32 protein-coding genes are annotated in these 21,665 nt (G+C 55.5%); 24 read left to right on the top strand and 8 right to left on the bottom strand.

Annotated elements, in window-relative coordinates:
* Positions 1-160: 160 nt before the first annotated feature.
* Complete coding sequence (locus GSQ62_RS11445) at positions 161-967, bottom strand: N-formylglutamate amidohydrolase (protein WP_161889626.1); 807 nt, start codon at positions 965-967, stop codon at positions 161-163.
* Between the two features lie 140 nt (positions 968-1,107).
* On the opposite strand from GSQ62_RS11445, the gene GSQ62_RS11450 reads away from it, so the two are divergent.
* The 4 genes from GSQ62_RS11450 to GSQ62_RS11465 all read left to right on the top strand — a co-directional run bounded on the left by GSQ62_RS11450 (position 1,108) and on the right by GSQ62_RS11465 (position 3,001).
* Complete coding sequence (locus tag GSQ62_RS11450; protein ID WP_161889627.1) at positions 1,108-1,317, top strand: zinc-ribbon domain-containing protein; 210 nt, start codon at positions 1,108-1,110, stop codon at positions 1,315-1,317.
* A gap of 4 nt (positions 1,318-1,321) precedes the next feature.
* A complete protein-coding gene (locus tag GSQ62_RS11455; RefSeq protein WP_161889628.1) occupies positions 1,322-1,699 on the top strand; it encodes a hypothetical protein in 378 nt (125 codons plus the stop codon).
* A 178-nt stretch (positions 1,700-1,877) separates the two neighbouring features.
* Positions 1,878-2,600 (top strand): head GIN domain-containing protein, encoded by a 723-nt coding sequence (locus GSQ62_RS11460; RefSeq protein ID WP_161889629.1) that lies wholly within the window; start codon positions 1,878-1,880, stop codon positions 2,598-2,600.
* Positions 2,601-2,734: 134 nt separating this feature from the next.
* Complete coding sequence (locus GSQ62_RS11465) at positions 2,735-3,001, top strand: hypothetical protein (RefSeq protein WP_161889630.1); 267 nt, start codon at positions 2,735-2,737, stop codon at positions 2,999-3,001.
* A gap of 102 nt (positions 3,002-3,103) precedes the next feature.
* Here GSQ62_RS11465 and GSQ62_RS11470 read toward each other — a convergent pair whose 3' ends face one another.
* From GSQ62_RS11470 to GSQ62_RS11490, 5 genes are all read right to left on the bottom strand, one after another.
* Positions 3,104-4,483 carry a M20/M25/M40 family metallo-hydrolase gene (locus GSQ62_RS11470; protein WP_161889631.1) on the bottom strand — a complete coding sequence of 460 codons (1,380 nt, stop codon included), beginning with the start codon at positions 4,481-4,483 and terminating at the stop codon, positions 3,104-3,106.
* A 104-nt stretch (positions 4,484-4,587) separates the two neighbouring features.
* Positions 4,588-5,142, bottom strand: coding sequence for an acyl-CoA thioesterase (locus GSQ62_RS11475; RefSeq protein WP_161889632.1), 555 nt, complete (start codon positions 5,140-5,142; stop codon positions 4,588-4,590).
* 67 nt (positions 5,143-5,209) lie between these two features.
* A complete protein-coding gene (locus tag GSQ62_RS11480) occupies positions 5,210-5,533 on the bottom strand; it encodes a DUF721 domain-containing protein (RefSeq protein WP_161889633.1) in 324 nt (107 codons plus the stop codon).
* A 184-nt stretch (positions 5,534-5,717) separates the two neighbouring features.
* Positions 5,718-5,933 carry a HepT-like ribonuclease domain-containing protein gene (locus tag GSQ62_RS20665; protein WP_202621772.1) on the bottom strand — a complete coding sequence of 72 codons (216 nt, stop codon included), beginning with the start codon at positions 5,931-5,933 and terminating at the stop codon, positions 5,718-5,720.
* Entirely contained in the window at positions 5,926-6,225 is a 300-nt protein-coding gene (locus GSQ62_RS11490; protein WP_161889634.1) for a nucleotidyltransferase family protein, read from the bottom strand. The genes GSQ62_RS20665 and GSQ62_RS11490 overlap by 8 nt, the downstream gene beginning before the upstream one ends.
* 377 nt (positions 6,226-6,602) lie before the next feature.
* On the opposite strand from GSQ62_RS11490, the gene GSQ62_RS11495 reads away from it, so the two are divergent.
* The 15 genes from GSQ62_RS11495 (at position 6,603) to GSQ62_RS11560 (ending at position 15,292) form a co-directional block, all read left to right on the top strand.
* On the top strand, positions 6,603-8,471 hold the full coding sequence (locus GSQ62_RS11495) for a cbb3-type cytochrome c oxidase subunit I (RefSeq protein WP_237586599.1): 1,869 nt from the start codon (positions 6,603-6,605) through the stop codon (positions 8,469-8,471).
* Between the two features lie 66 nt (positions 8,472-8,537).
* Positions 8,538-9,554 (top strand): cbb3-type cytochrome c oxidase subunit II, encoded by a 1,017-nt coding sequence (locus tag GSQ62_RS11500; RefSeq protein WP_202621773.1) that lies wholly within the window; start codon positions 8,538-8,540, stop codon positions 9,552-9,554.
* 81 nt (positions 9,555-9,635) lie between these two features.
* Entirely contained in the window at positions 9,636-9,881 is a 246-nt protein-coding gene (locus tag GSQ62_RS11505) for a hexameric tyrosine-coordinated heme protein (protein WP_161889635.1), read from the top strand.
* Between the two features lie 4 nt (positions 9,882-9,885).
* Complete coding sequence (locus tag GSQ62_RS11510; protein WP_161889636.1) at positions 9,886-10,143, top strand: hypothetical protein; 258 nt, start codon at positions 9,886-9,888, stop codon at positions 10,141-10,143.
* Between the two features lie 4 nt (positions 10,144-10,147).
* Positions 10,148-10,555: a cytochrome C gene (locus GSQ62_RS11515; RefSeq protein ID WP_161889637.1), complete on the top strand. Its 408-nt coding sequence runs from the start codon at positions 10,148-10,150 to the stop codon at positions 10,553-10,555.
* A complete protein-coding gene (locus GSQ62_RS11520) occupies positions 10,552-10,947 on the top strand; it encodes a group III truncated hemoglobin (protein WP_161889638.1) in 396 nt (131 codons plus the stop codon). The genes GSQ62_RS11515 and GSQ62_RS11520 overlap by 4 nt, the downstream gene beginning before the upstream one ends.
* Positions 10,948-11,105: 158 nt before the next feature.
* Positions 11,106-11,348, top strand: a complete 243-nt coding sequence (locus tag GSQ62_RS11525; RefSeq protein ID WP_237586600.1) for a cupin domain-containing protein — start codon at positions 11,106-11,108, stop codon at positions 11,346-11,348.
* A gap of 337 nt (positions 11,349-11,685) precedes the next feature.
* The gene (locus tag GSQ62_RS11530; protein ID WP_161889640.1) at positions 11,686-11,967 is read left to right on the top strand and encodes a cupin domain-containing protein; all 282 of its coding nucleotides are present in this window, start codon (positions 11,686-11,688) and stop codon (positions 11,965-11,967) included.
* A 197-nt stretch (positions 11,968-12,164) separates the two neighbouring features.
* On the top strand, positions 12,165-12,662 hold the full coding sequence (locus tag GSQ62_RS11535) for an RrF2 family transcriptional regulator (protein WP_161889641.1): 498 nt from the start codon (positions 12,165-12,167) through the stop codon (positions 12,660-12,662).
* 7 nt (positions 12,663-12,669) lie between these two features.
* The gene (locus tag GSQ62_RS11540) at positions 12,670-13,008 is read left to right on the top strand and encodes a 2Fe-2S iron-sulfur cluster-binding protein (protein ID WP_161889642.1); all 339 of its coding nucleotides are present in this window, start codon (positions 12,670-12,672) and stop codon (positions 13,006-13,008) included.
* A gap of 284 nt (positions 13,009-13,292) precedes the next feature.
* On the top strand, positions 13,293-14,033 hold the full coding sequence (locus tag GSQ62_RS11545) for a cupin domain-containing protein (RefSeq protein WP_161889643.1): 741 nt from the start codon (positions 13,293-13,295) through the stop codon (positions 14,031-14,033).
* An 89-nt stretch (positions 14,034-14,122) separates the two neighbouring features.
* A complete protein-coding gene (locus GSQ62_RS20670; RefSeq protein WP_202621774.1) occupies positions 14,123-14,269 on the top strand; it encodes a hypothetical protein in 147 nt (48 codons plus the stop codon).
* 5 nt (positions 14,270-14,274) lie between these two features.
* Positions 14,275-14,448, top strand: a complete 174-nt coding sequence (locus GSQ62_RS20675) for a carboxymuconolactone decarboxylase family protein (RefSeq protein WP_202621775.1) — start codon at positions 14,275-14,277, stop codon at positions 14,446-14,448.
* A gap of 63 nt (positions 14,449-14,511) precedes the next feature.
* On the top strand, positions 14,512-14,727 hold the full coding sequence (locus GSQ62_RS11555) for a hypervirulence associated TUDOR domain-containing protein (protein ID WP_161889644.1): 216 nt from the start codon (positions 14,512-14,514) through the stop codon (positions 14,725-14,727).
* 52 nt (positions 14,728-14,779) lie between these two features.
* Positions 14,780-15,292, top strand: coding sequence for a DUF488 domain-containing protein (locus GSQ62_RS11560; RefSeq protein WP_161889645.1), 513 nt, complete (start codon positions 14,780-14,782; stop codon positions 15,290-15,292).
* A 482-nt stretch (positions 15,293-15,774) separates the two neighbouring features.
* On the opposite strand, the gene recF is transcribed toward GSQ62_RS11560, so the two are convergent.
* Positions 15,775-16,881 (bottom strand): DNA replication/repair protein RecF, encoded by a 1,107-nt coding sequence (gene recF / locus GSQ62_RS11565; protein WP_161889646.1) that lies wholly within the window; start codon positions 16,879-16,881, stop codon positions 15,775-15,777.
* A gap of 136 nt (positions 16,882-17,017) precedes the next feature.
* On the opposite strand from recF, the gene pdhA reads away from it, so the two are divergent.
* The 3 genes from pdhA (at position 17,018) to ribH (ending at position 19,536) form a co-directional block, all read left to right on the top strand.
* Complete coding sequence (pdhA, locus tag GSQ62_RS11570) at positions 17,018-18,064, top strand: pyruvate dehydrogenase (acetyl-transferring) E1 component subunit alpha (protein ID WP_161889647.1); 1,047 nt, start codon at positions 17,018-17,020, stop codon at positions 18,062-18,064.
* A 118-nt stretch (positions 18,065-18,182) separates the two neighbouring features.
* Complete coding sequence (locus tag GSQ62_RS11575; RefSeq protein WP_161889648.1) at positions 18,183-18,902, top strand: tetratricopeptide repeat protein; 720 nt, start codon at positions 18,183-18,185, stop codon at positions 18,900-18,902.
* A gap of 157 nt (positions 18,903-19,059) precedes the next feature.
* A complete protein-coding gene (gene ribH / locus GSQ62_RS11580; RefSeq protein WP_161889649.1) occupies positions 19,060-19,536 on the top strand; it encodes a 6,7-dimethyl-8-ribityllumazine synthase in 477 nt (158 codons plus the stop codon).
* A 179-nt stretch (positions 19,537-19,715) separates the two neighbouring features.
* On the opposite strand, the gene GSQ62_RS11585 is transcribed toward ribH, so the two are convergent.
* Entirely contained in the window at positions 19,716-20,318 is a 603-nt protein-coding gene (locus GSQ62_RS11585) for a DUF3575 domain-containing protein (RefSeq protein ID WP_161889650.1), read from the bottom strand.
* A gap of 367 nt (positions 20,319-20,685) precedes the next feature.
* Between GSQ62_RS11585 and GSQ62_RS11590 the strand changes: the two genes are divergently transcribed.
* Both GSQ62_RS11590 and scpB read left to right on the top strand, forming a co-directional pair.
* Positions 20,686-21,075, top strand: a complete 390-nt coding sequence (locus GSQ62_RS11590) for a TraR/DksA family transcriptional regulator (RefSeq protein ID WP_161889651.1) — start codon at positions 20,686-20,688, stop codon at positions 21,073-21,075.
* 24 nt (positions 21,076-21,099) lie between these two features.
* A complete protein-coding gene (scpB, locus tag GSQ62_RS11595) occupies positions 21,100-21,663 on the top strand; it encodes an SMC-Scp complex subunit ScpB (protein WP_161889652.1) in 564 nt (187 codons plus the stop codon).
* Positions 21,664-21,665: the final 2 nt, after the last annotated feature.

Below are 21,665 nucleotides of genomic sequence, written 5' to 3' on the forward strand. Positions count from 1 at the left end.
CTTTGTCCTAATCACTGCCAACTGCTCACGGTTTGTCATGTCACTATATAGCGTGATATATAACGTGCGGGTTAATTGAGTCCGGACACCGAGGAGTTCGACAACTGACAATCAACAACCAGCAACCAAACAGCAGCGGCGAAACTGCAATGGCCTTAGGTTACGGCTGGCACACCTGCGCCAGCGCCTCCAGTACCGGCCGGGTCGTATGCTCCAGTGCCCTCTTTATCTCCTGCACCTGCTCCTCGTCCGGCTCGCCCGTCCACTCATCCATGAAAAACTTCTTGAACTCAATGCTCAGCACGCAGGCCTTGTCGCCGAAGGTGTCGTGAATCCAGCGCATGAAATGGCCGCCTTTGAACTTCACGTTCTCGCGCACGTCCAGGTGGCGGCCCTGGTAGTTGTAGGCGTGCAGGCTGTGTGTGAATGCCTCCACCACCGGGGCCCATTTCTCGCGGTTCATGTTGCCGGTGCCGATGTTCACTTCCGGGTTTTCGTCGGGGTTGGCGGCGGGGGCTGAGGCGCCGTCGCGCTTGTGGTTGTAGGTGTGCAGGTCATATACCACAAAGCAGCCGTGCTGTTCCTTTATTTCCGTCAGCAGCTGTTTTACATCGGCATAAAACCGGTCGTAGCGGCTCATGGATTCCTTTGCCAGCGTCTCCGGCAAATCCTGCTTCCACACGTCCAGGCCCCAGGCGTCCTCGGGCTGGCGGTAGATGGCTTTCTCGGGCGGCCGGTTCAGGTCCAGCTCAAAGCGGGAGTTGTGGCCGATGATCTGGTTGTCGGCCACGGCCACCCATATATCCGTGAAGGGGTCCTCCTCGCGCAGGCGCTCCGCCGCCGCCAGCGCAAACAGGTTGCTGATGTTCTGGCGCACGTTGTGCCCGCTGTGGATGGCCGTGGCCACCAATGGGCTCTCGCCGCGCTTCAGGGTATAGTAAACGGTGTCTACTTTTGTCTGTGTCATGGCTTGGTGTTTGGTAAGAATGTACCCGCTAACGCGGCCGAAGGTTATGCTGCGGGCCGGTTGCTGCTGAACCTGACTGCCGGAAGGAAGTATAGAAAGCAGGAGAACTTTCTTAATTTGACTACAAACCTGCTGCTGCCATGACCGCCCCTGATGAGAAGAAAACCAAAACCTGCCCCAACTGCGGGGAAGAGGTGCCTCTCCGCACAAAGCAGTGCCCCAACTGCGGCCAATTGCTGGGGGGCAGCTCCAGGCAGAGCCGGCACTGGCTCAGGACCCTCACACCCACCGAGATTTTCCTGCTGGTGCTGGGCAGCCTGATGCTGACGGTTTTCCTGGTGGCTTTATAAGGAGATGATGATGCAAACCCTGCGGCACCCGCTCTTCCTGCTATGCCTTGCGCTGTTCTGCCTGAACCAGGCGCTGGAGCGGGCGCAGGTGTATATATGGCCGCTGCACACGCACCTCGACGACCTGCTGTGCCTGCCCCTCACGCTCCGGATGGTGCTGGCGGTGCAGCACCTGTACTTCCGGGACGGCGGCATGGTGCTGCCGGTGCGGCATGTTGTGTTTGCGGTGGCGGCTTACAGTGTGTGTTTTGAGCTGCTCCTGCCGCGCTACAAGCCTATATATACCGCTGATGCGTTGGACGTGCTGGCCTATATGCTGGGCGGCGTGCTGTTTCATCTATACCTGAACAAGCCAGCCGGGAAGTCTGCACCAGCATTATGACAGCAACTGCCGCATCCATCCGCTTCTTTATATATAAGGGCAGGCACTGCCAGCCCCAACTGAAATTTTTTCTCACCCCAAAGCAACCTTCTGCTGAGATTTGCATCTTTTATTCAGATACCAAAGCGGGGGCAGCCTGCCTTGCCTGAAATAACCACTAACCACATAAAACAGAAATATGAAGACGATCAAATATTACATGACCGCCCTTGCCGTATTCACCCTCGCGCTGCTGCTGGCAGACGCGCCCCTGATGGCCCAGCAACTGCGCGGCAATGGCAACATGCAGACGCAGGACCGCAAGGTGTCCGGGTTTGAGGGAATCAACGTGGGTGGCGGCTTTACCGTGGAGCTGACCCAGGGCAACAAGGAGAGCCTGCGCCTGGAGGCAGAGGAAAACCTGCTGAGTAATATCAAAACGGAGGTGCGCAATGGCGTGCTCCACATCTACAACGAGGACGGCGTGACAACCAGCAAAGGCATGAAAGCCTACATCACCATACAGGAGCTGAACAGCATGGAGATCAGCGGCGGCGTGAAAGTGATCGGAAAATCACCCTTCCGATCGGATGCGCTGAAACTGGAACTGAGCGGGGCCTCCAACGTGAAACTTGACATCGACACCAAGGAGCTGAAGGCAGATATGAGCGGCGCAAGCAAAGCCGAACTGACAGGCAAGGCCGGTGAAGTGGATATGAGCCTGTCGGGAGCCTCGAAGGTGGAGGCGGCTGACCTGCAGGCAAAAAATGTGAAGGTAGAGGCCAGCGGTGCCAGCAAAGTGAAGCTATATGCCACCGAGTCGCTGGACATAGATGCCTCCGGCGCTTCTTTCGTTTATTACAAAGGCAGCCCGAGCATCACCGCCGAAACATCGTCGGCCGCCAAAGTGTCCAGGCTCTGACGCGTCAGCGGATTCAATATATAAAAGCAGCCTTGCCCTGGGCTGCTTTTTTTTGTGCGGTGGCAGGCGCTTATCCTTTGGCGGCGGCACCCCGTATAGGAAAAGCAGCATCAGAACCACAAACCTATAGACCTATGAGCGAAGCTAAGAAAACAACCGACCACAAAGAGATTCAGAAATGGGCCGAGCAGCACGGCGGCAAGCCGTCCATCATCAAAGGCACCGAAAAAGACGGCAGCGGCGAGGGTGTGCTCCGCATCCACTTCCCCAAAAAGAGCGACAGCAACGACAGTTTTGAGGGAGTAAGCTGGGAGGAGTTCTTCAAGGAGTTTGAGCACAGCAAACTGGCCCTGCTCCACGACCCGAACGGCAATTTCAACAAACTTGTTAAAAGAGACTGAGGGCTATATATAACCAGACAAAAAAGCGTCGGCCGGAGCTATACAGTTCCGGCCGACGCTTTTCCATGTGAGCTGAGCTATATATGACCGCTAACCCGGGACCTACCGTACCGGGACCGGCAGCACCGGCAGGCTGGCGTGGCCCTCCGCGTCCACGGCCTGCACCGCGAAAAAGTAATTGTCTTTGGAGTAGTTGAGGTCGGCCTTCGTGTCCTTCACGAAGAACTTCTTTTCCCAGGCCGGGCTGCTGGTCCCGCGCATCAGCACAAAATAGCCTGCCGGTTTTTCGCCTTTGGCCGGTGCCTCCCACTGCAGTTGCGTGGTGTTGGTGAGGTCGGCGGTGAGCACGCTTGCTTGCTGGGGGGAGGCGGGCGCCCAGGCCAGGCTGGCCATCGTCGCCAGGTTCACACCGGTGTTTTTGCGCAAATACTCAAAGTCCATATATTCGATCAGGTCGCCGTACTGCTTGCCGTTTTCCTTGCGGATGTCCTGGTGCTGGTGGTCAAAGTCCTCGTTGGTTTCGCTCATGCGCACTGCCGCAAAGCCGTTCTGGTTGAAAGGCGTGTGGTCGCCGCCCCGCAGGAAGCGGTCAGCGCGGTACACCAGTATCACATCCAGCTGGTCGACATACTTCTCGCCCACGTTCTCCATATAGCGGGCGAGGCTGCGGCTCGGGCTGTCGTTCTCAGTGCCCATGGTTCTGCGCAGGCGCGCCTGCTCTTCAGTTTCGTTCGCGGGAGTGCCCTCGCTGAAAACGCGCACGGTGGTGTTGTTGTGCAGGCCGGTTTCGGCGGAGTAGGAGTTGCCCACCACGTCATTGTTGAGCATCGCCACCAGGTTCCAGTTCTCTTTCTTGGCGCGCTCTGCCAGGTGCCTGGAGCCATATAGCCCCTGCTCCTCGCCCTGAAAAGCCACGAACACCAGCGTTGCCGGGAACTGCCTGGAGGCCATGATACGGGCCATCTCCATCACCATGGCCACCCCCGAGGCATCGTCGTTCGCGCCGGGCGCTTTGCTTTTGGCGTCCATCACGTCCGTCACGCGCGAGTCCAGGTGGCCGCCCACAATAATCACGCGGTCATCGCTCGAGTCGGTGCCTTTCAGGGTGGCCATCACATTGGCCATCTCCACGTCCTGCGGAATGCGCCGCCCGTCGGCCTTCACTGTATAGCGGTCCATCTCCACGGTCATGCGGCCGCCGGAGGCCTGGGCATATTTCTCAAACTCCGACTTCACCCACTCGCGGGCGGCCCCGATACCTTCTTTCTTGCTGGTGGTGCTGCTGAGGGAGTGGCGGGTGCCAAAATCCACCATCTTCTGCACCAGTTGCTCCAGGCGCTGCGCCGACACCTGCTTCACCATCTGCTTTATCTCGTCGTCCTGGCGCACGGGCTCCTGGGCAAAGGTTTGGAAGGAAAGGAGAAGGCCTGCCACCAGTGCAGGCGCCAGCACCCGCCGGGTAAGGTTCAGTTTAAAGGTCATATAGGTCTGGGTATAGGAACAGGAAACCCTAAGATACAAAGGAGATTTAGATTACCGTTGCCGGGGCAGGAGCGAAGCGGATTGTTATATATAGCGGAGGTGTGTCAGAAGGCAATCTGGCAGCGCTCGTGCTGCAGCAGGTGCAGGCCGTCCTCCACCTGCAGGATGGTTTTGGCGTTGGCAAGCTCGGTCTGGTAGCGGCGGGAGAGTTCGCGGCGCCTGATAGCCTCCAGAAAGCGGCGCGCGTCTTCCCTGCTCTCCAGTACAAGGCCGGGCACCTGCGTGGGCTTGTCGTCGTCGCCTTTGGCCACCATCGTGAAGTAGGAGGTGTTGGTATGCTTCACAAAGCCGGACTTCACATTCTCCGAAATCACTTTGATGCCCACCATCAGCGAGGTGTTGCCCACATAGTTGATGGAGGCCAGCAGCGACACCAGTTCGCCCACCTCCACCGGCTGCAGAAAGTTCACCCCGTCCACCGACACCGTGACGCAGTAGTTGCCGGCGTGCTTGGCGGCACAGGCATAGGCCACCTTGTCCATCAGCGAGAGCAGGATGCCACCGTGTATCTTGCCGCCAAAGTTGGCATAGCTCGGTATCATCAGCTCGGTGAGGGTGGTTTGGGAATAGGCGACGGTGCGAAAGGCAGGCTGGGCCATATAGGCAGGTTTATATATAAAAGGGATATATAAACGCTATACTCTTTTAAAGCGGCGGCTGTTGCGCCTACAGAAACACCACATCCTTCACGGCGTCGGTGCCTGCCTCGCGGTTCAGCAGCTCGATTACCTTACTCTTCGACATGTTGAGCTCGTGCTTGAGCGGGGCGGAGGTGAGCCGCACAAAGAGTTTGTGGTCCTTGAAGTACAGCTGCTGCGTTTTCAGGGCAATGGGCTTGCCCATGATTTTCTCCCAACTCTGCACAATGTTTACCTCGCTCAGCTTGCCGTCCAGCCGGTACGCCTGCATCAGCGCCTTCAGGCTCTCGCCAATGGGCTGTATATCGGCCTTCCGCCTGTCAATCTCCTCTTTCTTCTTATAGTAGCGCACGGCGGTTTAATTTTGAGTAATTGAGTTTTGAATGAGGTAAAAATGCCGGGTATTCTTCAGGTGCCTTGCTGCAGCATTTGTTCTACCTGTGCTTTCAATCTGGGCAGGTGGTTGATAACGGTTGATCAAATTAAATTATCTGAGATAGAATCATACCCGTGGATGATTCTGTTTCTTGTGCCTATTACTGCTTAGCATCTATTAATGAAAAGCCAGGGTGCTTTTTCAAAATCCTATTGGCTGCCTCCCCGATAATTTCTAAGTTTCTTTCTACTGCCCGCTTTGTTTTGATGTCTTTCCGATATAATTCGAGTTCTTTCGGCATACCCTCAAAATAACTCTCAACCTCAACGATGGATTGCAAAATATCATATAGCCATACCTGCACTTCCTCATCCATATATCAGTTTCTTCTTTGTGTCGATAGCTTTCCTGAAAAACGGGTTGTTGATCGCTTTCTCTTCCAGCAAATCCACTTTCCGGTTAAATAGAGCCTCTAAGGAATACTTTAAATCAAAGAAGTTACTGGCATAATCGTACAAATCAACCGCTTCAAAATTAACTACCAAATCAATGTCGCTGTCTTTATTGAACCTATCGGTCACGATAGAGCCGAAGGCAAACAACTTGGCTACCTTGTGTTTTTTACACAAGGCCACAAGCTTGTCGATGTTGGCCTCAATCGGATTCATAGTTTAAAGATAAGCATAAATTGCGCGATTGTGTCATTCCGGAGGCCACGGGCCAATTTTTATATCCGGGAAGCCTTCTCACTCTTCCCGATAAATGATTTTTGTCAGTTTTTTGGCTGATTTAAGTCATTCTTTTGGGGAAACACGCACTTTACCTTTATTCCTGAACGGAGGCGGGTATGTTCAGAGCCAGCTGTAGCGTCCCAGACAAAAGCAACACCTGTGAAAATGAAGCTTCTAAAATCAGGAAGAAAAGGGACAAGCAATTATGCCTGCAGGCTGCAGGGGCTTTTTTTATCCTCCTATTTAAGATAAAGTTGTCCTTTATAGAATCTATAGCAGCATCCTAAACAGCAAATCCCAATTAAGCAAAACGCATGAAAGCAGTTTCTCTCCCCCGGATCAAACCATCTCTCCCCTTTTTGCTCCGGGGCCTGTTTGTGGCGGTGCTAAGCTTTGCCTCCACAGCCGTGTTTGCGCAGGAAGGCAGCGCAGCCGCCAGCGAAAGCCTGATTACGTTGCCGGGCATTGTCATCACCATCACCCTGCTGCTCATACCGCTTGTGGCGGCCCTGCTGCTGGTGGTGGTAAAGGCGAACGCGCTTTTCAAGAGCATCAGGTCCAGGAAAGACACCGAGGAGGCCGCGCGCTTTTCCGAGTACCTGAAGACGCTGAACGTGGAGCAGCTGAACGCGCTGCAGAAAGACAGGGAACACCAGGACTACCATCTCAACAACCGGGAGCTTGCCGGGCCTTTTTCTCCTGAAGACAGCAGGGGGCTGCTGAGCAGCATCAGCGAGCGGGCCAACATCCGTTTTATAGAGGCCAAGCGCAGGGCGCTGAAGCGGCCGGGCATAGACCCCGCGCTCTCCAGGCTGATACTCTGGTTCCTGGGCACCGCCACGTTCTGGCTCGTCTTCGGCACGTCGGTGGGCGAGTATGTGGGCATCAAGTTTGTGGCGCCCGATGTGGACCAGGTGAGTTGGCTGAGCTTCGGGAGGCTGCGGCCGGTGCACACCAACGCTGTGTTCTGGGGCTGGTCGTCGCTGGCCATGCTGGGGCTGGGCTATTACGTGGTGCCCCGGGTCGGCAACATCCAGATACACAGCCTGAGAGCCGGCTGGTGGACGCTTGTCCTTATAAATGCCTCGGTCGTGTTCGGGACCATCTCCCTGATGGCGGGCATCAACAACGGCGGCGGCGAGTACCGCGAGTATATATGGCCTATCCAGTTGCTGTTCGGCATCGGCCTGGTGATTACGCTGTACAACTACGTGAAGACGGTGGCCAACCGCAAAACGACCGAGATCTATGTCTCGAACTGGTACATTGTGGCGGCGGTGATGTTCGCCATCGTCATCTCCATTGTGGCCTACGTGCCCAACTACCAGAACGGCCTCGGCGAAACCATCATCCAGGGCTACTACATGCACCAGGGGGTGGGCATGTGGTTTATGCTCTTCACGCTGGGGCTGGTGTACTACTATCTGCCACAGCAGCTCAACAAGCCCATATACTCCTACAGCCTGGGCATTCTCGCCTTCTGGTCACAGATATTCTTTTACACCCTCATCGGCACGCACCACTTCGTGTTCAGCGCCATTCCGTGGTCGCTGCAGACGGTGGCCATTGTGGGCAGCGCCGGTATGATTATCCCCGTCGTGTCGGGCACCACCAACTTCGTGATGACCTTTCGGGGGGCGTGGCACAAGGTGGCGGGCAGCTACACCCTGCCTTTCTTCATCGTGGGCATCATCTTCTACTTCACGGGCTCGCTGCAGGGCACGGCGGAGGCCTTCCGGAGCACCAACCTCATCTGGCACTTCACCGACTTCACGGTGGCGCACTCGCACCTGACCATGTACGGCATCATCGCCTTCTTCCTGTGGGGCGGCATCTATGCCATCGTGCCGCGGCTCACGCAGCAGGAGCCGCCGCAACTCACCGTGGGCATGCACTTCTGGATGGCCTTTATCGGGATGATGTTCTATACCGTGCCGCTGATGTGGGGCGGCACCATGCGCGGCCTGATGTGGATGGAAGGCGCACCCTTTATCGAGAGCGTGGTGATGATGGCCCCGTACTGGCTGTGGCGCGCCATCGGTGGCTCCCTGATGTGGGCCTCGCACCTGGTGTTTGCCTACAACATGTACCGCATGATTAACCCGCGCCACACCGTGAATATAAATGATGCCGCCATCGAAAGGCTGAACACGAAGGACTATGAACTGGTGGATATAAAATAGGGCGGCGGATTTCTGAACCATATATAAACCATAAAAACTAACAGATGCTTTCAGCACACCTGGCATATGATGGAATTTTTTAACGACTACCGGAAACTGTACCTCTCGGCGCTCGGCCTGTTTGTCTTCCTCACCATACTGGTGGCCATCATGCCCGCCGTCAGTAACCAGAACAACAACGCCCCACTACCAAACGAGGAAGCTCTGAGCGATGCCGCCCTGGCGGGCAAGGCCCTTTATGTGGCCAACGGCTGCGTGGCCTGCCACACCCAGCAGGTGCGCAACCTGGAGATGGACGCCGTGTGGGGCGAGCGCCCCAGCATCGCCGCCGACTACGCCGATGAGCACCGCACCGATTTCTGGCGCAACACCGCCACCCTGATGGGCACCGAGCGCACCGGCCCTGACCTGGCCAACGTGGGCAACCGCCAGCCGAGCGCCGAGTGGAACCTGCTGCACCTGTACCAGCCGCGCGCGGTGGTGGAGCAATCCATTATGCCTGCCTATCCGTGGCTGTTTGAGGTGAAGGAAGAACTGGAGGAAGGAGATGTGGAAATTCCCGTACCCGATGGCTTCCGTACCGGCGTGAAGGGCAGGATAGTGGCCTCCGAGGACGCGCTGAACCTGGTGGCCTACCTGCAGTCGCTGAAGCAGGTGGAGTTGCCGGGGACCATGGCGGCTCCCGAGTTCCTGTACAAGCGAGAGGCGCTGCCGGACAAGGTGACAGGTGACGGCGAAGACATGGGGCTGGATGGCGCGGCGCTTTACGCGGCCAACTGCCAGAGCTGCCACCAGGCCAACGGCGAGGGCCTGAAAGGCGCTTTCCCGCCGCTGAAGGACAGCCCCATCGTGCAGGACGATAACCCGGAAGTGCTGATAGATGTGGTGATGAACGGCTACGACGCGCGGCCGGAGTTCGCGGTGATGCCGGCCGTGGGGGACAACTCGAACCTGACGGCGGCGGAAGTGGCTGCCATCATCAACCACGAGCGCACCAGCTGGGGCAACAATGCCCGCAAAGTGCCGGTGGAGGAAGTGCAGAAAATCATGGACATGCTGGAACTGGAGGCAAAGAAGCAGTAAGAAAGCAGGCAGGATAAGCCTGCACCAGCGGAGGACGGGGAAAAGAAGGAGTAAGGAACTATAAAGCAACATCATTTATATATGCAAAACCAGGAAGAGAACTACCTGCCGAGCCTCATCACGGCCACACCCTTTGAAGGACGCCAGCTGGCCATAAAGCTTGCCCGCAAGTCCATCGGCGCCATCCAGCCGGATGCAGGTGTTCGCCAGCAACTACGGGCCGCTTATGCAACGGACACCGCGCAGCTCATTGCCTCTGCGCAGGTAGTGGCCGTCGAGTTCCAGACGATAGCGCAGGCGAACAACTACTGGAAAACAAAAGACTGAGCCTATGAAAAAATTACTCTTAACCCTATTCGCCGCATTCCTGAGCCTGGCTGCCTTTGCCTGCCCGGTGTGCGAGAAGCAGCAGCCCAAGGTGCTTCAGGGCATAAGCCACGGTGCGGGCCCGCAAAGCAACTGGGACTATATAATTGTATGGGCTACCGTAGCCGTGGTGCTACTTTGCCTGTTTTTCAGCGTGAAGTGGCTGGCGAGGCCTGGCGAGAAAAGCAGCGACCACATCAAAAGAACGGTATTAGATTTCTGATAAAATGGAAGACAAAAGCTCTGTTATAATTTTCGTAGATGACGACCCGCAGCCCATTGGCTCCTTTCAATCGCCCATCAACTTTGAGCTGGACACCCGCAAACTGGTAGACGGGGAGCATCTGCTGCGCATCGTCAGCAAGGACCCCTCCGGCAAGGAAGGCATTCGCAAAATTCCGTTTATTGTGCGCAACGGGCCCGATATAAACGTGGAGGGCATCTCTGAGAACGAGGTGGTGGATGGCGTGCTGCCCATTATGGTGAGCGCCTACGGCAAAGGCGACCAGAAGATATTCCTGATAGAGGGCAGCGAAACGCCGCGCAGCATCCCCAACTGGGTGTGGATCCTGCACATCGTGTTCGGCGGCTGGGCCATTTACTATTTAATCACACAATACGCTATTGCCACATGACAACGAAAAAGGATATAACCGGCCTGGAGGATATAAAGCTGTTGGTGGACGAGTTTTATACCCTGGTGCGCCACGACGAACTGCTGTCGCCCATTTTCTTTTACCGGCTGAACTTGTACTGGGAGCCGCATCTCGAGAAAATGTACACCTTCTGGAACGCCGCGCTTTTCGGCGTGCGTGGCTACACCGGCAACCCCTTCGCCAAGCACGCCACCATGCCCGTAGAGGGCGAGCACTTCACGCGCTGGCTCGCCCTCTTCAACACCACCGTGGACACTTACTTTGAGGGACCGGTGGCCGAGGACGCGAAGAAGCGAGCTCTGATAATGGCCACAAACTTTGAGCGGCGGATAAGCGGCCTGAAGGGGCAGGACAAGGTAACGCTGGTATAAGCAAAAGACACGAGACATAAGACTTTGGTGTCGCATCTGTCAAATTACAAATACATGGGATAGGTGATGCTTCTAAAGAGAGTGCTTATATGTAAGGCAGCGGCCTGGGGCCCGCTATATATAAAAAGGAACTGGGGATGAGGCCGGACAAGATGGAGATGAAAGAAATTTACGGCAACGGGGCTTACAGGGTGCTGAAGCTGAGCCTGGCCAGCGGCGAAACCATGCCGCGCCACTTTGCCGCCACAGACGCCTTTATCATCGCACAGGAAGGGAAGGCGGAAATCGTTTTCCCGGACAGGAGCATCATGCTGGCACCAGGCAGCACCCTGCCCATCCCGGTTCGGGAGCCGCACAGCCTGACGGCCTCAGAGGATTTCACGGCCTTCGTTATATTATAGCCCCTTGCATTTTCTCAGCGCTGCCAGGCCGGTATATATAGGAGGAAAGCGGGGCAGGGAAGCTATATAGAAGATAGCCGTTCCTGCGGGAGTAGGGGAAGCCTGACCGGAGGGAAGCGCCAGATCCTGCCCCGAACCATATATAACCATATATCAAAGCAGGCACTGAAATTACGCCGCATATATAAACCGCATATATCATAAGTACACGGACAAGATTAATTTACACTATCCAAAAAGGCACCACATATATAAGCCGCCTGAAAATCAACCATATATAGCATCAAAAGTCTTGTGTCTTGATACTTGTATCCTTTTACTTATATAGCAGAACTGTATGGAAATGAAAGAAATACACGCCAACGCTACCTTCAAGGTGCTGAAAGTGACCCTGGCCCGGGGAGAGGAAATGCCACGTCACTACGCCTCGTCCGACGCGTTCCTGATCCCGCAGAAAGGCAAAGGCCTGCTGCATCTCCCGGACAGGGAGGTGGTGCTGGAGCAGGGAGGCACCTGCCACATCCCGGACAGCGAGCCCCACACCCTGCGCGTGCTGGAAGATTTCAGCGCCTTCGTTATCATGGCGGCCGGGGCTGAGATTCAGTTCACCGATTATTAAACACCGGTAAAAAGCCGCCGGAGCGTGTCAGGCGCTGGCTTGTTTGCCGCCAGCATATCGGGGAGAGGTGGAGTACAAGCTGCAGTAATACCAGAAAGGAGTGGCTGTGAATCCTGTGGCTCATGGTGCGAAACTGGCCCTGAAGCCATCACGTAGAGTCCTAATTCAACTTATGCTTCATATAAACGGCGGACGAGATGATTTCCAAAGCGTGTAAATACGGTATCAGGGCCGCCGTTTATGTGGCCTCCAGGGCTGGCAAGGGCGCGAGGCTGAACGTGAAGGACATTGCAAAGGAGGTGGACGCGCCTGAGGCCTTCACCGCCAAAATTCTGCAGACACTGAACAAGCACCGCATCATCACCTCGCTGAAGGGGCCTTACGGCGGATTTTACATCGAGGATTACCAGTTGGAGCAGCCAGTCATCAACATCGTGAGCGCCATCGACGGCATGGCGGTGTTCTGGGAATGCGGCCTCGGCCTGAAAAAGTGCTCTGAGGCGCACCCCTGCCCAATGCACGACAAATTTAAGGTAGCCCGCGAGGCCATGCGGGATGTTTTCCAGAATACCACCATCCGGCAGCTGGCCCAGGAACTGAATGAAGGAACCTCCTTCATCAAGAACCCTATATATGGCCTCGGTCCGGGCAAAGAAAAAAGCGAACAACAGTCCGGCAGGGTGGGAGAGCTATAGCAGGCGCATGGAGAGAGACATAAAGATAAAGGTGCGCGTGTACGGCCAGGAGCATGTGCTGGAGACCTATGACGGAGAGTACCGCAACCTGATGGCGCTGCTATATGACAGAGTATATATAGACGATTTTGGCGAGTGCAAGGGGGTGGGGCGCTGCGGCACCTGCCACGTGTATGTGCTGAAGGCGCCAGCCAGCCTGGTTTTTCATGATGGGGTGGAGCACACGACGCTGAGCCGCCTGGACAACACAAACGACACCAGCCACCTGGCCTGCCAGATAATGATAGACAAAAACCTGGACGGCCTGGAAGTAGAGGTGGCGGAGGAGCGCGGGTACGGCTATTGACGTGCATAGGCAGGCCTGGGCTATATAGGCAATGGCACGGCTGCACGTAGAAGCGGCTTATATATGGGCGGGTATATATGGATGCGAGCGCGGCGCGTGATGCACCAGACAGATGCCGCGCCCCAATTGAAACGACCGGGGCCTATATCCCTTCCGGCAGAGGGCCGTAGAACTGAAGAGCGGGACTATAAAGCAAAGCAGCGCCGGGTGCGCCTTTACCACGTTGCTGTTCACGCCCTGCCCGGGGCCAGCAAATTGTTTTTCACCACAGAAAAGAACCTCCTATGGACACGATGACCACCGTTTCAGAAGTACTGAACAAGCTCAAGAAGGAAGGCTACACCGTCGATTTTAACCTGGACAACAACTGCCTGATTTGCCACGGCAACTCGCTGCAGATATACCCGGATGAGTTTCTGGTGGACAGGCATTTCCGCTTCGAGGGCATCTCAGACCCGGGCGATGAAGCAGTGATATATGCCATTTCCTCGACCAAGCACAACGTGAAAGGGACGCTGGTGGACGGCTACGGCATATACAGCGATGGCGTGAACAGCGACCTGATTAAGGCGCTGAAGGAGAAAGCGGGCTCCGGCTACGCAGGAAAAGGGAACGCTACGCCGGAAAGCAAATTTAACGAGGCCACGCCACAGCGCCCGGCAGGCGACCGGCCATTGGATGCGCCGCTGGTGGAGATGGACCTCAACGCCTTCAGGCAGCAGATAAAGCAGGAAAAGGCCTGGCAGAACAGCGACCGCAACGCCATCACCATCTACAAGACCAGCGGCATGCGCCTGGTGCTGGTGGCCCTGCACCAGGGCGCGGAGATGAAGACGCACACCGCCCCGGGCATCATCAGCGTGCAGGTGCTGGAAGGGAAGATAAGATTCACCATAGCGCAGCAGGTGGCAGAGATGGGCGCGGGGCAGATGCTGGCGCTTCACGCAGGTATTCCGCACAGCGTATTTGCCACCGAAGAAGCTGTTTTCCTGCTGACCCTTGCCGTTGGGCCACAGGGCAGATAGGGCCCCGGCGCTGCCGGGTTCGGGCCAGATAGACCATATGGAGGAATATCTCCGACTCAGAAAGCAGGGACACACTTAGCTTTATTACCATGAAAAGTGATCAACTTTACCCGCAGGCAAGCCGCGAGCTGTCTGAAAAAAGAAGTTCTCTGGCCCCGGAGATCGCAGACGCCTTCCGCAGTTTCAGCAAAGCCGTTTTTAAGGAGGGGCCCTGCCTGAAAAGACGAAGCAGCTAATCGCCGTGGCCGTCGCCCACGTAACGCAGTGCCCTTACTGCATCCGCAGCCACACCGCGCAGGCGGTAAGGAAAGGAGCCACCCAGCAGGAAATTATGGAGGCCATATGGGTGGCGGCCGAGATGCGCGCCGGTGGCGCCTTCGCGCACTCCAGCATAGCGCTGGACGAAATGGATTAAGCCGGCAGGGGCTAATGAACATTCTGACCCGTTGGCAGACACAGCACGACAGCTACCAGAACTATGAAGCACGAATTCAAAACAGGCGACCACGTCACGTGGAACTCGGAGGCAGGGCATGTCTCGGGCACGATCATCAAGGTGCATACCGCTGATTTTGACTACAAAGGCCACACGCGCCGCGCCAGCAAGGAAGATCCGCAGTACGAGATCAAAAGTGACAAAACCGATCACATTGCCGCGCACAAGGGCACCGCGCTTAGGAAAGTAAAGGATTAAGGGGATATGGCCCTCCCGGGAAAAGCGGCCCGCGATGGAAGGCAGCATATATATGGCAGAGAAAAACAACACCATCTGGACCTTCGGCCATTCTACCCGAAGCCCGGACGAATTCATTGCGGCGCTGAAATCTTTCGGGATAGAGGTGCTGGCCGACGTGCGCCGGTACCCCGGCTCCCGGAAGTACCCCCACTTCAACGTGGCCGCTATGGAGACTTACCTGCCCGAGGCGGGCATCCGCTATATGCCGGAGTTGGAACTGGGCGGCCGCCGCAAGCCAAAGCCCGACTCCGCCAACACCGTCTGGCGGAATGAGGCCTTCCGGGGCTATGCCGATTATGCGGAAACGCAGGAGTTTGAGGAGGCTTTAGCGAAACTGACAGAAGTGGCTGAGCGGAAGCGGGTAGCCTATATGTGCTCCGAGGCCGTGTGGTGGCGCTGCCACCGCGCCATCATCTCGGATTATCTGAAGGAAAGAGGCTGGACCGTAATGCACATCATGAGCGAAGGCGTCGCCAAAGAGCACCCCTTCACAGCGGCGTACCTGGAAACGCATCAGGGGTAGAACTTACCTTACTGCAGCGGTATTGACAATCGCAGTATTCATATACCACCAATAATTTAAATCACTCGTCCTGCTTTTGAGGCTGCAAGCTTCTTCTGACTGTTTCTCATCCTCCTCACCCCCTTCGAAAAGGGCTTTAGAAAGCGGCTGTACAGGATGAGGCCAAATATGATGAGTTATATATAACCTATATATAGACAACATTTAATAGAAGCTACATTTTTACTTCAGCACGGAGTGAAAGCTCTTCCAGTTTTTCCATGAGGCGCCTTGTAAGTGATGTGGTGCCGAACGAAGAGAGGCAGCCCGCAGCGGAGCGAATAGAGGGCCCCTCCCCCCGGCAACTTCACTTACACAGCGTCGAGAGGGAAACGAGGCCTCTCGGTCCGAGAGCACCAAACCTTGCTATAGAACTTAGGGTAAATTAGTACGGTGGGATGAACCGTCATTTTAGCAAAACAATTCCAGAAGGCAGCATTAAATTACCCAATCACCTTCACCGTCCCCTCCTTCACCTCAAACCGGCGGATGCTCTCCGAAAGCCCCTCCAAAATCTTATCAGTGCGCTCGAGGTGCGTGTCTGTCAGGAAAATCTGGCCGAAGGTGTGGGCGGCCACCATCTGCATGAGCTGCGTGATGCGCTTCTCGTCGAGGCGGTCGAAAATGTCGTCCAGCAGCAGGAGGGGCTTGTGGTGCTGCTTTTCGGCAATCACCTCGAAATGCGCCAATTTCAGGGCGATGACATAACTTTTCTGCTGCCCCTGTGAACCGAAGCTTTTCACCGGGTTGCCGTCCATCAGGAACACGAAATCGTCCTTGTGAGGCCCCACGGTGGTGCGCTGCAGCGCCAGGTCCTTGCGCTCGGCCTGGAGCAGCAGCTGGGTAAAATTTGCGCCCGGCAACTGGCTTTTGTAGGTCAGGCTCACCTCCTCGTGGCTGTCGGAGATATGGCGGTAGTGCTTCTGAAAAACCGGGACAAAGTCCGCCAGGAACCGCTGCCGCTCCTGCGCCAGTTGCTCGCCACAGGGCACCAGTTGCTCGTTCAGGATGTGCAGGTACTCGCGGTCGTAGTAGTTGCGCTCGGCAAACTGCTTCAGCAGCGAGTTGCGCTGCCGCAGGATATAGTTGTACTGGATCAGCTGCTCGAGGTAAGTATGGTCGAGCTGCGAGATGAGGCTGTCGAAGTACTTGCGCCGCTCCTCGCTGCCCTCTCGGATCAAGTCCGTGTCGTAGGGCGAGATGAGCACCACCGGGAAGCGGCCGATGTGGTCGCTCATTTTCTCGTAGAGCGCCTTGTTGTGCGTCACCGTCTTCTTCTGCCCCTGCCTAAGGCTCACCTGCACCGTGTGCTTCTCGCCCTCCACATTAAAGCGGCCCTTCACCATAAAGAAGTCCTCGCCCTGCTTGATGCTCTGCAGCTCGGTGCCCGGAAAGGCGCCTTTGGTGATGGAGAGGTAGTAGATAGCGTCCAGCAGGTTGGTTTTGCCGCTGCCGTTGTCGCCTATAAAACAGTTGATATGCTCCGAAAAGCTGAGGGCGGCTTCCTCATAATTCTTGAAAAACAGCAAACTGAGATTTTCGAGGAGCATTCGTTTCTAATTGATATCTTTTTCCTTAATTTCGCAAGCTAAATCCGGTAGTGGCTTATATATACAACGGTTTTATATATAAAACCTGCCAAAGGGCGGCGAACGGACAATCAAGATAACGCATAGACTAACACTTATGGCTGATACGAAAGAAAAGGCGAAAGGAAAGGCACCGAAGGCAAAGGTACAGGCTGCGCCAAAGTTTTCAAAGGAAACATACATGACGTGGTTTGAGCAGATGAAGCTCATGCGCCGTTTTGAGGAGAAAGCCGGTCAGCTATATGGCCAGCAGAAAATAAAGGGCTTCTGCCACCTCTACATCGGCCAGGAGGCCTGTGCCGCCGGGGCCGTGAGTGCGCTTACGAAAGACGACAAGTGGATTACCGCCTACCGCGACCACGCCCACCCGCTGGCGCTGGGCACTGACCCGGGCGCCGTGATGGCTGAGTTGTTCGCCAAGTCAACAGGCTGCTCCAAGGGCAAGGGCGGCTCGATGCACATCTTCGACAAGGAAGTGAACTTTATGGGAGGCCACGGGATTGTGGGCGCCCAGATTCCGCTTGGCGCGGGCATCGCCTTCGCCGAGAAATACAACAAGACCGGCAACCTGTGCGTGTGCTCCATGGGCGACGGCGCCGTGCGCCAGGGCGCGTTCCACGAGGCCCTGAACATGGCCATGCTCTGGAAACTGCCGGTAATTTTTGTGATCGAGAACAACGGCTACGCCATGGGCACGTCGGTGCAGCGCACCTCTAACGTAACGGACCTATATACCCTGGGCGAGGCCTATGACATGCCTTCGGAGCCGGTAAACGCAATGAGCGTGGAGGATGTGCACGAAGCCGTGGCAAGAGCCGCAGAGCGCGCGCGCGCTGGCGAGGGCCCGACCCTGCTGGAGTTCCGGACCTACCGCTACAAAGGCCACTCTATGTCGGACCCCGCCAAGTACAGAACGAAAGAGGAGCTGGAAGACTACAAGGGCAAAGACCCGATTGAGTCCGTGAAAGCCACTATCCTTCAGAACGGCTGGGCCACCGAGGAAGAACTGGAGGCGATTGATGATAAAATTAAAGAGCGCGTGGCCGAGGCCGTGCAGTTTGCCGAGGACTCTCCGTACCCGGACCCGTCAGAACTCTACACTGATATTTACGCAGAAAAGGACTATCCTTATATAATGGACTAAGCCACAAATATTTCGGGGTTAGGAATTAAAAATTAATATTTTGATGTTCAGGCATTAGGAATGTTGTCTAAAACAGTTTTTAATTCCTAATTTTGAATTTATTATTTCATTCATTCTAATGGCAAGAGAAAAAGTTAAGAAGCACAGCGAGTTTGAGGAGTTGGTGGAAAACCCGGATGCGTTGGCAGACCGCTTCGCGAATTCAGAGGATTTCGTCAAAAGAAACAAGTCGAAGGTACTCGGTGTGTTTGCCCTGATCGCTGCTATCGTAGTCGGGGGCTTCCTGTATTACAATTACCGCAGCACGCAGAACCAGGAAGCGCAGCAGGCCATGTTCCAGGCAATTTACTACTTCGAGGCCGACTCCCTGGGCAAGGCCCTGAACGGTGACGGGCAGTACGAGGGCCTCCTTCAGATTGCCGATAACTACAGCGGAACAGATGCCGGCAACCTTGCCAAGTTCTATGCCGGTGCGGCGCTGCTGAAGCAGGGCAAGTTTGCCGAAGCGGCCACTTATCTGCAGGATTTTGAGTCGGACGACTACCTGCTGCAGGCCCGCGCCTACAGTCTGGCCGGCGACGCGCTGCTGGAGCAGGGCAAGAACAAGGAGGCGGCTGACCTGTATGTGAAAGCGGCCAATTACAACCCGAATCCTTACTTCTCGCCACAGTACCTGATGAAGGCGGGCATTGCCTACGAGGCAGACAATAACTTTGCCTCCGCCGCCGAAATGTACGGCAATATCATTACCCAATACGTTGCCTCTGCCGAGGTGACGGATGCCAAGAAATACAAGGCCCGTGCCGAGATGCTGGCAGGCGGCACCGCCGCCGAGTAAGCACTAACAGGCCTAAGCCTATATAAAAGCGCTTTTGTGCTGGTCAGCCAGGCAGAAGCGCTTTTTAGTTATAAGCCATATATGGCTTTGGAGGCAGGGGCAGCAGCGTTCATGGCAGCCCGAAAAACGCGCAACGAAAAACGAATAACGATTGACCATGGCGACAGCATTAAAGAACCTGAGCGAGTACAGCAAAGACAGATTCACAGACATCTCCGATAAAAAATTTGGGATAGTGGTGGCCGAGTGGCACGAGGAAATAACCGGCGTCCTGTGCCAGGGAGCCATTGACACGCTGCTGCAGAACGGCGCCACGAAAGAGAACATCTTCGTGAACACGGTTCCCGGCAGCTTCGAGCTCACGCTGGGTTCCCAGTTCCTGGCGCAGCAGGAGGAGATAGATGCGGTGATTTGCCTCGGCATCGTCATCAAAGGTGACACCAAGCACGACGACTACATCAACCACGCTGTGGCGCAGGGCATCACGCATGTGTCTATGAAATACAACAAGCCGGTGTCCTTCGGGTTGGTCACCACCAACACCCTGCAGCAGGCGCTAGATAGGGCAGGCGGCAAGCACGGCAACAAAGGCGTGGAGGCGGCGGCGGCGGCCATCCGCATGCTGAGCTTTTAAGCTATATGTGGCTTGAGTTTATATATAAGCTCTGATATAAGTCTTGCTGGTGCGGCCCTTCGCTGATAGGATCTGCAAGCGCGCGCCAGCGGGGGAAGAGGAGAACCTATGTAAAAAGAGCGCCTTGTTCTATAATGGAACAAGGCGCTCTTTTTACAGATGCTATATATAGCTGCAACTTAAAAGCTATAGCCCACCGTCAGGCCGGGCCTGACCCTGAAGCCGCTCCCCAGGATGCCCAGTTTGTCGATGATGCCGCGGTCGAAGTCTTCGTTGGTGCCGGTTTTTATGTTCAGGCTGCCGCCGTTTACGCCAACGCCGAGAAACAGGTCGAGCGAGATGCCGTTGTTGAAGATGAATTGGTTACCCGCCGCCACACCGGCACCCACCGGCTTGTAGGTCGCCTCGTACGTCTCGCCTTTTTCCTTGTCCTCCACAGTCAGTTTGTAATTGAGGATACGGCCGTAGCCCGCTATATAGAAGCCGTCCGGCGCCTGCTCTGCCAGGTAGTAGCGTATCTCCGGCGTAAAGCCGTGGCCATCGAATTCAACGTCCTTCACGCTGGCGCCCGTCGTGAAAGCACCCAGTTGCGCGCTGATGCGGGGGCTGAAGGCGTGCTCCACAAAACCGGAAGCCGTGAGCACGAACGGGCTGAGCACGTTCACTTTCAATACAGTGTTTCGGTTGTTCGCGGCGTCTGCCCGGCGCTGGGCGCTGGCAGGCGCTGTCGCCACCAGGGCAAGCAGCAGGGGCACTAGCGCGAGTAAGGTAAATTTTTTCATATAGGTAGATTTCGTAAAAAGGCGCCGGTACCGGCTACACCTGCCTAAGCAACATCCGTTCCAATATAAACCCGAGGGAGAAGGCTTTCCGCACAGCGGCAGGCGGGGCAATTATACGCAAGATAAATTTGTTAAATTATCATTGCCGGTAGTAAAGTATGGATATAACTGCTATTTTTGCACGAAATTTAGACTTTATACTACAACGTGCAGGAATGTTGGCAAAAGATTTGAAGGGGAATATATAGTAGATTTAAACTTAAATTGCTTGGCGGCTGTTATGCGGCTACACCCTTAAAAACATATACTTTAGTTGGCCAATTACTTATAAAGAGGTTAAAACTATAACACGATCTAATTCAGTAGAATGAATACAAACGAAGAAAAGCAGCGATATTCCAAAGAGGAACTGGCAGAGTTTGAGGCAATTATCCGCGAGAAGCTGGTGAACGCACGCAAGGAGGTCGCCTTTATCAAGGAAACCCTGAGCCGCCGCAACGACTCAGGCACTGACAACACCGCCTCTCCTACCAAAGTGCTGGAGGATGGCGCAGACACGGCAGAGAAGGAAAGCCTGAACCAGCTGGCTTCCCGGCAGATGAAATTTATCCAACAGTTGGAGAATGCCCTGATCCGCATCAAGAACGGCTCTTACGGTGTTTGCATTGTCACGGACAAGCTTATCCCAAAAGAGAGGCTGCGTGCCGTGCCGCACACCCAGCACTCCATCGAGGCCAAGCTGCAGCGCAACGACTAGTACCCGTACCTTTACTTTTACCACTTGAATATTCTGCAAAACCATATTCAGGCACTCGTTTTCTGTGCCCAGTCGCCTATCAGCATCGAGGAGATACAGCGCTGCCTGCAGGAGTCGCTGGGGATGGAGGAGGTGCTGGTGAGCGATGTGCTGGAGGCGGTAGAGGCGATAAACGGGCAGCTGGCCGAGAGCGGGTTCGCTTTCCAGATATATGCCATCGGCGGGGGCTACCAGTTCCTGACCAAGCCGGAGTATCAGGACACGGTCAGCACTTACCTGAAACACAAATCAAGGAAAAAATTGTCGGCGTCTTCGCTGGAGACGCTGGCAATTATTGCCTACAAGCAGCCGGTTACCCGCTCGGCGGTGGAGCAGATACGCGGCGTGGGCTGCGACTATGCCATCCACAAACTGCTGGAGAAAGAACTGATCGAGATAAAAGGCAAGGCCGAGACCATCGGCAGGCCCGTGCTGTACGGCACGTCTCAGAAGTTCATGGACTACTTCGGCATCAACCACATCAAGGACCTCCCGCAACTGAAAGACTTCGCCACCGAAGAGAACACCATCGGCCAGTCCGCCGAGTAGCC

Source organism: Pontibacter russatus, from assembly GCF_009931655.1.
Classification (GTDB): Bacteria; Bacteroidota; Bacteroidia; order Cytophagales; family Hymenobacteraceae; genus Pontibacter; species Pontibacter russatus.